We start from the raw sequence: 12684 nt of genomic DNA on the forward strand, positions 1-12684 counted from the left end.
CCGTTATGCCGTCCACACCTAAGGCCTTCCGAAATCCGACGCCATCTGGCAAAATTGAGAGCTATCCTTCCAAAATATGGAAGAGGAGCCGATGGACCGTCTGGATGCGATGTCGACCTTCCTGGCCGTGGTCGAAACCGGCAGCCTGTCGGCTACGGCGCGGCAATTGAAAACCCCACTGGCAACGGTCAGCCGCAAGGTCTCCGAGCTCGAGTCCCATCTGCGGACCAAGCTGTTCAACAGGTCGAGCCGCAAGCTGGTCCTGACCGATTCAGGCAGCTCCTATTTTGCCGCGTGCAAGCGGATTCTGGCTGATGTGACCGAGGCCGAGCGCACCGCTTCCGGTGAATATTCTGCTCCGACCGGAGAGCTGATCTTGACAGCCCCGGTCGGACTTGGCCGCGCTTACCTCATCCCGATCCTGGCGGATTTCTTCAAGGCCTACCCGGATATCAAGGCCAGTCTTCTCCTCGCAGATCGCGTGCAGAGTCTGTTTCAGGAGCAGATCGACATCGGGCTCCGCATCGGCGCTCTTCCCGACAGCAGCTTGATGGCGGTACGCCTAGGTACGATGCGTCGCATGGTTTGCGCCAGTCCCGCCTATCTCGTAGCCCACGGAACGCCGCGCACGCCGGACGATCTCGCCGGGCATGACTGCATCACTTATGCAGGCTTTATGTCCCCTGATGTCTGGACATTCTTCAAGGACAAAGTGGCGGTCGCCGTGCCCGTGCATGCGCGGCTCGTGGTCGGCAGCGCCGAGGCAGCCTGCGACGCCGCGTGCGCCAGCATCGGAATTACCTCCGCCTTCACCTATCACTTCCAGACCGCGCTTGAACGCGGAGCCCTCACGAGCTTGCTCGACGAATTCCAGCCGGCACCGCTGCCGGTTAATCTCGTGTACGCAGCCAACCGGTTTCTGCCGATCAAGGTCCGTGCTTTCCTCGACTTTGCGGCGCCGAGACTGAAGAAAGTCTTCGCGGAGCTCCAGCCGCCTGTCTAGGGCGCGGAACTCATTGGCGGGTAGCCAAATGCAGATTGATGCGAGCTTGGCGAATGCCAGCTTACTTCGCTTTCGGCGGCACAGCGGACGTGACCGAATTAGGTGCTGGATTGCTTCGGCCGCGAATGACCCTAGCCGACCTCGATGGACCAGGGATCGTCTGCTTTAGGTGCCCGGAAGAGGAACCCGCGATGCGTTCGCGAGGCTCTCAGGTCCGTTGAATCGCCCGAGGAGGATTCATGGGCTCTGCTTCGGCGCCGGGCAACCTGAAGCGAAATACGGCGCCGCGAGGCTTGTTCGCCTCCGCCCACAGCTCGCCCCCATGAGCATGGATGATGGAGCGGCAAATCGACAACCCCATGCCTGTTCCACTGGACTTCGTGGTGTAGAAGGCGTGGAAGACCCGATCGAGATGCGCCGGATCAATGCCTGGTCCGGAATCGCGCATGGCCACTACGGCGCCCGCTTGCTCCTGCACGGTGCTGATCAACAGCTCTCTTGCTCCCTCTTCAACCGAGCTCATTGCTTCAGCCGCATTCAGGATGAGGTTCAGCAAGACTTGTTGTAGTTGAACGCGATCCCCTTCAATCGGAAGCAATCCATCCGCAAGCCGGGTCTGGACCGAAACACCATTCCTGTTGGTTACGCTCTGCGCTAATTTGAGCACCTCATTGATTGCCGCATTGAGGTCAAAACGCTCCTTTCGCGGTGGCGCTTTCTTGATTTGCGCTCGGATGCCATTGATGATTTCTCCGGCGCGATCAGCGTCGCCAACGATACAGGAGAGTGCTTCCCTGACCTCGCTCAGGTCCGGCGGCTTCATCTTCAGAAAATTCTGGGCCGCACGGGCGTTGTTGCGCGCGCTGGCGATCGGTTGCGCGATCTCGTGAGAGAGCGAGGCTGCCAATTCTCCCATCATGCTCACGCGGTTTATGTGGGCGAGATCCAATTGCATCTGCTGCAATCGCGCCAACGCCTGCGTGCGGTCCTCGATGTCCGTCAGGAGAACATACCAACGAGTGATGCGCCCAGATTCATCCCAAACCGGAACGCCTCGGTGGTCAAACCATCGATATTCGCCGTCGAGGCGCCTCAAGCGTGCTTCTGTCTCATAGGGAACACCGGTGGCGATTGATTTTGTGAAAACTTCCTCGAGATGTGGACGGTCATCAGGATGAATCGTCCCGCTTGTGCTCCAGTTCTTCAATCCTTCCAGCGACCGGCCACAATACTCGACGATTTGGCGGTTCACGGCTTCGACGTCACCGTTCGGGGCCAAGATCGCAACGAAACCCGGTATCCCGTCAATTGCTGAGCGCAAACTTCGCTCGCTTTTACGGAGCGCCTCCTCCGCACGTTTGCGCTCAGTCAAATCGAGCACGAAAGCGACACCTTGATTCTCAGCATCCTCGAAGCTCGCCGCGCCGATCAGTACGGGCAAGCGGCTACCGTCTTTCCGAAAATACTCCTTCTCGAATTGTGGGACACTCCCCGTCAGTTTCAGCTGCGCGAGGTTACGGTCGTCACGGTCGCGCCATTCAGGCGGCGTCAGATTGGTTCGGTGCAGGCGACCCGAGGCGAGATCCTCTCGGTCGTATCGCACCATTCGGAGAAACGCGTCGTTGGCATCACGAATGCGGCCTTCGAGATCGAAAATCGTGATCCCGATAATGTCAGAGTCGAACAGACGTCGAATCTTCCTATTTCGCTCTTCGAGATCCTTGTGAAGCCGGACGTTCTCGTCGGTTGTTCTTCGTCGCTGCCTTGCTTCGAGCCGTGCGAACACCAATGCCGCCGCTGCCAGGGCAGTGGCAATGACGATGGCCGCTGCGATCAGCCACGTCTTGCGTTGTTCGAGCGAACCGGCGCGCGCCTCCTGATCCACCAGCAGAAAGCGTTCGTTATCCACGATCTGGTCAATTTGCGAGCGAATCTCGTCCATGTTGCGGATCATCGCCAGGGCCGCCAATCCCGACGTGCGTGCCGTCTTGACCATGTCGTCAGTCTCGCGCAGCATCGCTGAGACAGTCAGCGCCAGATGTTCTGCGCGCAGGCTCTGCAAGGGATCGTTCGTCACCAGGGCTTGGAGTGCCTGAACATCTCGTCGCACGCGGGCGTCTGAGACGCCGTAGGCCTTGAGATATGCCGGGTCGAGGGTTTGCAGATAACCGCGCCTTTCGGTCTCTAGGTCGGCGGTTGTCGTCCGCAGCCGATCAAGCGTATCGAGCACTAGCCCGCTATGCGCGAGCACCTGAAACGTCGCTTGCCGCTCGCGCCAATTTCGGATGCCGAAATACCCGGTCGCGGCTAATAGAACCAAAAACACCGCGATCGCCAGCGGGCGAGCAAAGCTACGCAAAGACGGGTCCGGTGCAAGGACAGACATTTAGTCTTGGTCTTCGATGGTCGCGTGACTGGCGTTTTGCTGGCAGCGACACGACAGGAATGCTGTTATAGTAGCAGGCTGGTCTGCATAGGTGAACCCGAACCCGACATCGTCCTGGCTTCAAATTGCGGGAGATCACTAGTAGCGGAAAGACTGCTACACAGCCGACCGGCGACTTTCCTAAAGTGGATAGGCACCCTTTCTTGACATCCAAATGAAGCGATTTAAAAATCGATAGTGTTGGACGGACGGGCCTTCTTGAAATGCAACGGGTACGATCCGCTCTTGGTTCTCTGCGCTTCGGCTTGCGGTTCATCTTCTCGATCAGCCCGTGTGTATCGTGATGACTGCCTTTGGTCAGGAGCACCAACATGGCGCCAGGTGAAAAATCACTGAGCGGTCGGTTGCCAGCCAGCCGCCGTAGCTTCGTCAAGGGATTGGGCGCGGCGGGGGTAGTCTTGCCGGCCCTGGCAATGCTGTCGCAAAGGAGCTTCGCGGAGGATGCCGCCGCGAGCTATGGCAACGCTGCGATCGATTGGAAACAATTTGCGGGGCACACGATCACGCTCGCGGGCGCGGTCCATCCTTGGTCGAACGCCATTACTCCGCTTTTGCCCGATTTCACGAAGCTAACGGGTATCAATGTCCTCACCGACTTCCGGCCGGAAACTACGTATCTGGGCGCCTTGCCGATCAAGCTCGCCCGCGGCAGCGACACGCCCGACGTCTTCATGTTCCTGACCTATGGTCAAGGCATCTCCGCAGGTTGGCTCGAGCCGCTGAACGCCCACTATTCCGACAGGTCGCTGACCGATCTCGCCTGGTACGATGAGAACGATCTCCTGAAGACCGCCCGAGCCTTTCCCGTGTGGTCGGATGGAGAACGCTATGCCTTCCCGATTACGTCCGAGGCAGTGACCTTGTTCATCAACGGCGATGCGCTTGCAGCCAAGAACCTACCGGTTCCTCAGACTTTCGAGGAACTGCTTGCGACGGCTAAGGCTGTCAAGACCAATGAGATGTCCGGGATTGCCATGCGGGCCCAGGCCGGCGGTAATTCATCGCCCGCAGCCATGAGCTACGTATTCTCCTACGGCGGGCACATGGTCAAGGATAACAAAGCCGCTTTCGATAGTCCCGAAGCGATTGCGGCTATCGCAATGTTCGGGGAGACCCTTGGAAAAGCCGGGCCCGTCGGCGTCGGCAGCTATGAATGGCAGCAAGTGCTGAACGACTTCGTTCAGGCCAAAACGGCAATGGCGATCGATAGCAGCGTTCTTGCCAGCGATATTTCCGACCCGGCGAAGAGCCGCGTCGCGAAGCAGGCTGAGTTTGCAGCCTTCCCGCACGTCGCCGGCCGCCAACCGGTTCCCTTTATGTCGCACTGGCAGGCCTGTATTAGTTCTAAATCGCCAAGTAAGCGGACAGCTTTCTTGTTCCTGCTGTGGGCGACAAGCAGGCCAATCTCACTGCAGACCGCCGCGGCGGGGCTTGCTACAACACGCGTCTCGGCTTGGTCGAGCGAGCCCTTCAAGAAGACATTCGGCCAGCAGGCCGCGGCGGCGGCGCTGACCAACTTGCAAAATGCCGATGTCGAACGCGCGAAGGCAATCCTTTTCCATCCGCAATCGAGACCTATCCAGGACGCCTTTATGATCGGCGTCAATGAAGTGGTCTCTGGAACGAGATCGGCAAAGGACGCTATGACCGCGGCCGCCGAAAAGGCCAACGCGGCGATCCGCTGATAGGGGGAGCTGTCCCAGAGGGTGCGCGCGTCACGGGCGGCTGCGCGAGTGCAGCAGGCAAAGTCCCTCGAACTGCGCGCGGCGACGAGCTTGGCGCCGCTGTGGCGCGATCAAGGGAAGCGGGACAAGGCCCGTGAACTTCTTGCTCCGATCTACGGCTGGTTCACGGAGGGCTTCGATACCCTCGATTTAAAGGAAGCTAAGGCACTGCTCGCCGGGTTGCAGGACTGACAACGAGTTTTTGTCTCGAATCTTTTGCAGCGCATGAGTCCGTTTCTGGCCCCTCGCGTCATTTGCTGCGCCTGCACAAAGGCGAGCGCTATCGGGGCCGAAGCGGACATCGATTGGTAGCGAGCACTGCCCGCTCAGTCGCGAAAGACCCGTTACGGACATGGCCGAGCCTGCCGCCGGACTAGGCGGCCTGAACCAGGTCTGCGACGTTTTACTTTTTTTAACTGCCCGAATGCCCGTTCCTGTTCGATAGCACCTGTACACGACCGCCACATTGGTCGGCATGCTTTGGAAATGACGGTCAACGCGGAGGAGTAGTATCATGGCAATCAAAAACATCGTTCTTGTGCATGGCGCTTTTGCCGACGGTTCCTGCTGGGCAAAGGTCATTCCGTTGCTCGCGAAGCGCGGGCTGAAGGCAATCGCCGTTCAAAATCCCCTCAGTTCCTTGGCTGACGATGTCACCGCTGCTCACCGAGTCATCGGGATGCAGGAAGGTCCGATTCTCCTGGTCGGTCACTCCTGGGGCGGCGCCGTCATCACGGAAGCCGGCAACCATGCTCAGGTGAAGGGTCTTGTCTATGTCGCGGCTGGCGCGCCGGATAGCGGTCAGTCGTTCGCTGATTGGTGGAAGGACTATGCGCCCGCGCCGGGCGCAGCCGAAATCAAGCCTTACGGCGAGGGCTATGTCGCATTGACTCCCGAGGGGGTTCGCAAGCACTTTGTACAGGACATCCCGTCGGACGAGGCCGATATCGTGTACGCGACCCAAGGCCCGCTGGCAGTGAAGTGCTTCGGCGACAAGGTCACCGAGGCAGCATGGCGCTCTAAGCCAAACTGGTACATCGTCGCAGCGCGAGACGAGACCATTCCTCCCGGAGTCGAGCGCGATTCCGCGAAGCGAATGGGTGCCGAGACTCTCGTCCTGGAAAGCTCGCACGTGCCGATGCTTTCTCAGCCCGATGTCGTTGCGGAATTCATCGCCAAAGCGGCGTCGTCTCTTTGAGACTCGGGAAAATTGGGGTCGTAGGCAGACCTTCTCTGCGGTTTAGATGCATCTTGCAGGCGTCGGCCTTTTTGGCCTCGCCGAAGTTGACGCTGGTACTGATGATGAATGTGGGGCGGAACGATCGCAGCGTTAGATCGGACGAGCCTGCCTGCGAATCCCGTTCGCAATGGACCTCAATGATTCCGGAGCGGCTTGATCCACCAGACTGCACCGCAGCCCATCGTCAGCCGCGCCGAAGATCGCCGTGGCAAGACCCGGTCTCAGAAGCTTGCAGGAGAGCGTCGTCAGGACGCCCTGAAATGATGGCCGATACATTCCAAACTTCGTGGGTGTTGCATTGAGCGTGAGACGTATCACGACGCGTCTTATTCCATCGAACTTGTTGAGAATTTCGCCGCCGCCGACCATCATCATCCCAACCATAGGTCTGCCCATGGATCATCGACATGATTTTGAGGCTGCGGCCTAACGGCGCGCGGCGCGGACATGCTGTTCATTCCGTAACCCTGCGCGTACGGGCGCACCAGGGACTTGGCCGCGGCGTGCATTGGGTGAGCTGCAAGAGCAGGGGAAGAGGCAAGCGCAATGCCGAGCGCCATTGTTGCGAAGACGAGAACAGGGTGTCGTGATTTTTCAACGGTCATTTCGATTCTCCATTTGTTGGGTCATGTGGCGACGATTGGCTGACCTTCGCTGCACCATTGAATGATCAGGCCCCGCTCATCGCACTCGGGGCGATGCCCTGCGGGATGGAAATGACCGCTCCGCAGGTCCTCTCTTACGTCGATCAAATTTCGGCAACCTCGAGGATTGCCTTGGCGAAGGCCTGCGGCGCTTCCTGCGGCAGATTGTGTCCGATGCCGCCCCTGATTGTCCGGTGCTGGTACTTGCCCGAAAACTTCTTGGCGTAGGAACTCGGTTCCGGATGTGGCGCACCATTGGCGTCGCCCTCCATCGTGATGGTCGGCACCGTGATGACGGGAGAGTCCGCAAGTCGCTTGTCCAGATCGTCGTATTGGGGCTCGCCCTTGGCGAGGCCGATTCGCCAGCGATAATTGTGGACAGCGATGGCGACTTGATCCGGATTATCCAGGGACGCTGCGCTGCGATCGAATATGGCATCGTCGAAGTCCCATTTCGGCGAAGCGAGCCGCCAGATGAGCTTCGCAAAATCGTGCCGGTATTTGTCGTAGCCGGCCCGGCCATTTTCTGTGGCAAAGTAATATTGGTACCACCAGGCGAGTTCCGCTTTTGGCGGCAACGGCACCATGTTCGGAGTGCCGATCAGATAACCACTAACGGAGACCATGGCCTTGCAGCGCTCCGGCCAGAGCGCGGCGATGATGTTGGCAGTCCGCGCTCCCCAATCAAATCCGGCGAGGGTCGCCTTCTCGATCTTGAGCGCGTCCAAGAGAGCGATGATGTCTGTCGCGACCGCCGCTTGCTGGCCGTTCCGGAATGTTTCGCTGGAAAGAAAGCGCGTCGTGCCATAGCCGCGCAAATAGGGGATGATCACGCGGTTGCCGACCTGAGCCAGCAATGGCGCGACATCTACGAAGCTGTGAATGTCGTAGGGCCAGCCATGCAGGAGAACGACCGGTGCACCGTCGGCGGGACCAGCTTCTGCGTATCCGACATTCAGAAGGCCGGCGTCGATCTGCTTCAAAGGGCCATACGACGTGTTGGTCCCCGGTTTGATCGCGCGCGCACCTGCCTGCTCCGCTTTGCTTGGTTGCGCCTCCGCAAGGCTGTTCAAGGCCAACTGAGTGGCAGCGATCGTCAGAGCTGCGGTGCCAAAAAAACGCCGGCGCGGCTGGTTGATTTCTTCGGGCTTCTTGATTGCATCCATTGGTCAATCTCGTTGGTTGTTGGTCCGACTTGGACGAGGATTTCCTTCGTCCGGCTTCGATGCGAGCGAAGATGGCGCATGACCAGTGATCGATCCAACGAATAATTTATGATGTTTCAATCGATAAAATCGATTAAACTCCCTGCACAGCGAGGCCACCGGGCGAGAGTGCCACCTTGGCAAGAGACATAGTGTTCTCGATCGCGAGATCGCGCTTGTTCGGAATGAGCCGTGATTTGGGTGATGGAACAGGATTGCCGGCATGACCCTTGAGCAGCTTCGCATTTTCGTTGCCGTGGCTGAATGCGAGCACGTCACTCGAGGCGCGCGACAGCTTAATCTGACCCAATCGGCGACGAGCGCCGCAGTCGCCGCGCTCGAAGAGCGCTACGCGACCAAGCTGTTCGATCGGATCGGTCGCAGGATTGTGCTGACCGAGGCGGGGCGGCTATTCCTGAAGGAAGCAAATGCGGTGCTTGCCCGTGCGTCCGCCGCGGCGAAGGTGTTGACCGACCTGGCCGACCTGACGCGAGGCTCATTGGCGCTAGCCGCGAGTCAAACCGTGGCGAACTATTGGCTGCCCGTGGCGATCCAGAGCTACCGGTTGCGGTATCCGGGCGTCATCGTCAGCACGACGATTGGCAACTCGGAAAATGTCGCAGCCATGGTTCGCGAAGGCAGCGCCGATCTCGGCTTGGTCGAAGCGGCAATTGATGATCCAACGCTCGTCATGGCTCCGGTTGCGGAGGACGAACTCATTCTAGTTGCGCCGCTAACCCATCCCTGGGCAGCAAAAACGCCGCGATCGGCGCAGGAATTGAAGCGCGGACCCTGGGTGTTGCGCGAGCCGGGCTCAGGTACGCGATCGGTCTTCGAGGCTGCGCTGCCCGGCCTTGGCTTAACGAGCAGAGATCTCGACGTCGCGCTGGTGCTCCCATCGAATGAAGCCGTTCGTGCCGCGGTCGAGGCTGGCGCCGGGGTCGCCGTGATATCCAGGTTGGTGGTTGCGAATTCGATCAAGGCAGGCAACCTCGTTCCCGTCAAATTTCCTCTTCTGCATCGCCGCTTCGTCGTCCTTCGACACAAGGAGCGATACGTCAGCCGCGCGGAGCAGGCATTTCTCGACGTGATTGCGAACGATGTTGCTTCGAATCGTCAAAAACGGAAGGGCGGCGCGCGAAGCTTCCGTCCCCCAACCATTGAGAGATAGATTTCATCGGTTACTCATCGCGAGAGGCGACCTACAGAATACTCTTCGGACCGACGACGTGTTTCACGCGCATGAGCAAGGGGTAACAACTACTCATTCCGGCGCCAACTGATGCCTCGAGCCGTCCGAAAAGTGCCATGAAACGAAATCGTGACCTCTTACCGCCAGGAATTGGACTAGCTTTGGTGTTGCAGGGAGGGGTGCAGTGAAGCTTCCTCGCCGACTTTTTGCATCTGGCCAGGCGCTGCCGCGATCCCGGTCGTGTCACGCATGACGTGCTGGAACTGATCCGATGCGCCCGGTGCACTGGCTGCTCGGTCGCACCGCCGGCGGTTCGCTCCTAACTCTACATGACGGCAACTTGACTAAAGGACGTTTTCGCCGAATGGCCACCGAGCCAGGCTTGCGCGCCGTGACGATCTGGAAATGAACATGATCGGGAGGTCGGGATGAATTCGCTCACTCGCGGTTCGGCCATGCCGACGGTGACCACGCTGGCGGTCGTGTGCGCTGTTGGAACCATCTTCTTTGCATCCGCCCAATCGCTTCCGACGTCACATCCGGAGATTTGCGCGAGGCCCAATTCCGATGTTGGTGCAGAAGCTGCTTTCCTGGCCGAGAACGTCACCGCTATGAAAAGAATGATGGGCGATATGGCGGTGAAGCCGGCCGGCGACGTTGATGCCGATTTCGTGGCGATGATGGTGCCTCATCATCAGGGTGCGATCGACATGGCGCTTGCCGTGCTTCGCCACGGGCGCAATCCGCAGATCAGACGGTTGGCCCAGGAGATCATCGTGGCCCAACAACAGGAGATCGCGGTGATGCGCCTCGCTGTCGATCAGCCCAAACCCACCGATCGAACCGTGGAGCCGTGACATGAAACGCGCCGCTTATCTGGGGGGCCTCCTGGTATCGACTGTTCTCGTGGGTACGCAATATGCCGGTGCCGGACAAGTCCCGGGCGCTGCCTCCAATCCCGACATCCCGATCAGCCACCGCGATCGCGTCTACGCCGCCGAGCAGTTTTCGAACACGGTCTCGGTCACTGATCCTGTCGACAACAAGCTGCTCGGCGTTATCCGGCTCGGCGGGCCGCTGCCGGCGAGCTTCAGTCCGCTCTATCGCGGCCAGTTGCTGGTGCACGGCCTGGGTTTTTCGCCCGATCAACGCACCCTTGCTGTGGTCGCAATCGGCTCGAACGCCGTGAATTTCATCGATACCGCAACCAACACCGTCAAGCACGTCACCTACGTCGGGCGCTCGCCGCACGAGGCGTTCTTCACGCCGGACGGCAATGAAGTCTGGGTGGTGGTGCGGGGCGAGAACTATGTCGCCGTACTCGACGGCACGACCTACCAGGAAAAGACGCGGATCGTCGTGGCAAACGGACCGGGCATGACGATCTTTTCGCCGGACGGGAAGTACGGCTATGTCTGCTCGTCGTTCACGCCCGAGACCGCAGTTATCACCGTCGCCGATCACAAGATCGTCGGCAAGGTCCCGCAGGCGAGTCCGTTCTGTCCGAACATTGCTGCCACGCCGGATGGTGCCCAGGTTTGGTTCACGTTGAAGGACACCGGCAAGGTCCAGGTGTTCGATGCCCAGCCGCCATTCGCGCTCTTGAAGACGATCGACACCGGTCCGATCACAAACCACGTCAACATCGTGCGCAACGCCAACGGTATGTTCGCCTATGTCACGATCGGCGGCCTCAACGAGGTCCAGGTTTATCGCACCAGCGATTTCTCGAAGGTGGCAACCATTCCGGTCGGTCAGCTGCCCCATGGCATCTGGCCGTCCGGTGACGGCACGCGGGTCTATGTCGGCCTCGAGAACGAGGACCGCATCGCCGCGATCGATACGCTGACGAACACGGTGATCGCGACCAGCCCGATCGGACAGGCGGCGCAGGCGGTGGTCTATGTGCCGAATGCCAGCTCGGTGATGAGTGTGAACGACAACGCCGCGATGACGATGATGCCTGCGGCCCTTGATCGCGCGGGAACGGAGAACTTGCAGCCACTCGGCGTAGCCGGGATGTCGACGCAGCTGTGGCTCGCGCCACCCGGGCAGAAAGTGGACAAGGCGCCCACCAGCGTCTCGCTCTCCGACCAAGGCCTGGTGCAAGTGCTCGAGGCTTCGGTCACCGGGCTCGAGCCGGGCAAGCCCTACGTGCTGGCGCTGGCGAGCGAGGCGTCGGGCGGCGGCGCGCTGCAGCCTCTACAGGGCTTCATGACCAATCCGGCGGGCGCGGCGGTCGTCACTGCGATCGGACCGATCCGGCAGCTCGTGCGTGGTGATGACAAGGTCCAGCGCCGCTATCTGGTGATTGCGCCCGGTAAGGTCGACGGCCCGGGCGCGCCGGTCCAGGTGCAGGCGGAATGACCGCGGTCGTGCCTGGATCAGGTCCGCGACAACCTGAACAGCAATCGCGACGAAATCCTGCAGAGGTTTGCCCGAGGAAGAGCATTTTAAAGTTGCGCGTGGGTTCAAGGACGACATGTTCCGAGGATGGACCCAGGGAGCGATGACATTGGCAGATGCGTTCTCCCACCACTACTCGCACTTTACGCGAGACCAGGATCACTTCGAATCGAAACTTGCCCGGCTCCAGACGCCCGTGAAGATTATCTGGGGCGAGAAGGATCTCTACATCAATAGGGAGATGGGAGTAGAGTTCGCCGAACGGCTGCACGCGGAGATATAACCCTTCTTCCGGGCATTTCCCCCACTGCAGAATTCAAGGCTGGCCATCGATGAGGTTCGTGCTGCATTCCGATGAGCCGCCAGCTCCTGCATGTTCAGTCGAAGTTCGATGGCAGATCGATGGACCGACATGGCAGCTCCGGCCCATCGCGGCATTTAGCTGCGCTGCAGGATGTTCCCTAAGCTCCCCTGCCCTCCTTCTGACCGATCACGCAGCGCCACGCCGCAAGACGTTCGGTCGGATGCTCATTCATCCACGCAGCGAGCTGCGGCGCGCCCATCAGGCAGGACTGCATTGAGACCTCAGCGAAGTCCGAAGTGGTGACGGTCTGCTCGTGGCAACTTACCGGAGACGAAAGACTGCAGAGCACGGCGATGATCTTGATCACTAGAAAACTCCATCGGATGTTCAAAGGCAGCCTTCGTCTGATTCAGCCGTGTCAGCACGCCACGGCGCTGCTTTCCACCGCGCGATCGGAGCGATCGGCGTAGATGTAGAGCGGGCGCGCCGTGCCTTCCACGACCTCGCGGGAGATCACGAC

12 protein-coding genes are annotated in these 12684 nt (G+C 59.8%); 8 read left to right on the plus strand and 4 right to left on the minus strand.

Annotated elements, in window-relative coordinates:
* Nucleotides 1-91: 91 nt before the first annotated feature.
* A complete protein-coding gene (locus Q2941_RS30270; RefSeq protein ID WP_458194692.1) occupies nucleotides 92-1003 on the plus strand; it encodes a LysR family transcriptional regulator in 912 nt (303 codons plus the stop codon).
* 208 nt (nucleotides 1004-1211) lie between these two features.
* On the opposite strand, the gene Q2941_RS30275 is transcribed toward Q2941_RS30270, so the two are convergent.
* A complete protein-coding gene (locus Q2941_RS30275) occupies nucleotides 1212-3389 on the minus strand; it encodes a PAS domain S-box protein (protein ID WP_458194681.1) in 2178 nt (725 codons plus the stop codon).
* Nucleotides 3390-3760: 371 nt separating this feature from the next.
* Between Q2941_RS30275 and Q2941_RS30280 the strand changes: the two genes are divergently transcribed.
* The 3 genes from Q2941_RS30280 to Q2941_RS30290 all read left to right on the plus strand — a co-directional run bounded on the left by Q2941_RS30280 (nucleotide 3761) and on the right by Q2941_RS30290 (nucleotide 6371).
* Nucleotides 3761-5134 carry an ABC transporter substrate-binding protein gene (locus Q2941_RS30280; RefSeq protein ID WP_027526857.1) on the plus strand — a complete coding sequence of 458 codons (1374 nt, stop codon included), beginning with the start codon at nucleotides 3761-3763 and terminating at the stop codon, nucleotides 5132-5134.
* 48 nt (nucleotides 5135-5182) lie between these two features.
* A complete protein-coding gene (locus tag Q2941_RS30285) occupies nucleotides 5183-5365 on the plus strand; it encodes a hypothetical protein (RefSeq protein WP_027526856.1) in 183 nt (60 codons plus the stop codon).
* Between the two features lie 322 nt (nucleotides 5366-5687).
* Entirely contained in the window at nucleotides 5688-6371 is a 684-nt protein-coding gene (locus tag Q2941_RS30290) for an alpha/beta fold hydrolase (RefSeq protein WP_458194682.1), read from the plus strand.
* 413 nt (nucleotides 6372-6784) lie between these two features.
* Here the strand turns inward: Q2941_RS30290 and Q2941_RS30295 are convergent, their stop codons facing one another.
* Together Q2941_RS30295 and Q2941_RS30300 are read right to left on the minus strand one after the other, a co-directional pair.
* Nucleotides 6785-7018, minus strand: coding sequence for a hypothetical protein (locus Q2941_RS30295; RefSeq protein WP_458194683.1), 234 nt, complete (start codon nucleotides 7016-7018; stop codon nucleotides 6785-6787).
* 143 nt (nucleotides 7019-7161) lie between these two features.
* Nucleotides 7162-8223 (minus strand): alpha/beta fold hydrolase, encoded by a 1062-nt coding sequence (locus tag Q2941_RS30300; RefSeq protein WP_458194684.1) that lies wholly within the window; start codon nucleotides 8221-8223, stop codon nucleotides 7162-7164.
* Between the two features lie 262 nt (nucleotides 8224-8485).
* Between Q2941_RS30300 and Q2941_RS30305 the strand changes: the two genes are divergently transcribed.
* The 4 genes from Q2941_RS30305 to Q2941_RS30320 all read left to right on the plus strand — a co-directional run bounded on the left by Q2941_RS30305 (nucleotide 8486) and on the right by Q2941_RS30320 (nucleotide 12143).
* Nucleotides 8486-9433 carry a LysR family transcriptional regulator gene (locus Q2941_RS30305; protein WP_458194685.1) on the plus strand — a complete coding sequence of 316 codons (948 nt, stop codon included), beginning with the start codon at nucleotides 8486-8488 and terminating at the stop codon, nucleotides 9431-9433.
* 476 nt (nucleotides 9434-9909) lie between these two features.
* On the plus strand, nucleotides 9910-10311 hold the full coding sequence (locus tag Q2941_RS30310; protein ID WP_458194686.1) for a DUF305 domain-containing protein: 402 nt from the start codon (nucleotides 9910-9912) through the stop codon (nucleotides 10309-10311).
* A gap of 1 nt (nucleotide 10312) precedes the next feature.
* A complete protein-coding gene (locus Q2941_RS30315) occupies nucleotides 10313-11821 on the plus strand; it encodes a YncE family protein (protein ID WP_458194687.1) in 1509 nt (502 codons plus the stop codon).
* Between the two features lie 148 nt (nucleotides 11822-11969).
* Complete coding sequence (locus tag Q2941_RS30320; protein ID WP_458194688.1) at nucleotides 11970-12143, plus strand: alpha/beta fold hydrolase; 174 nt, start codon at nucleotides 11970-11972, stop codon at nucleotides 12141-12143.
* A 178-nt stretch (nucleotides 12144-12321) separates the two neighbouring features.
* Here the strand turns inward: Q2941_RS30320 and Q2941_RS30325 are convergent, their stop codons facing one another.
* Nucleotides 12322-12531 carry a hypothetical protein gene (locus tag Q2941_RS30325; RefSeq protein WP_458194689.1) on the minus strand — a complete coding sequence of 70 codons (210 nt, stop codon included), beginning with the start codon at nucleotides 12529-12531 and terminating at the stop codon, nucleotides 12322-12324.
* Between the last annotated feature and the right edge of the window lie 153 nt (nucleotides 12532-12684).

This window comes from Bradyrhizobium sp. UFLA05-153, assembly GCF_054185185.1.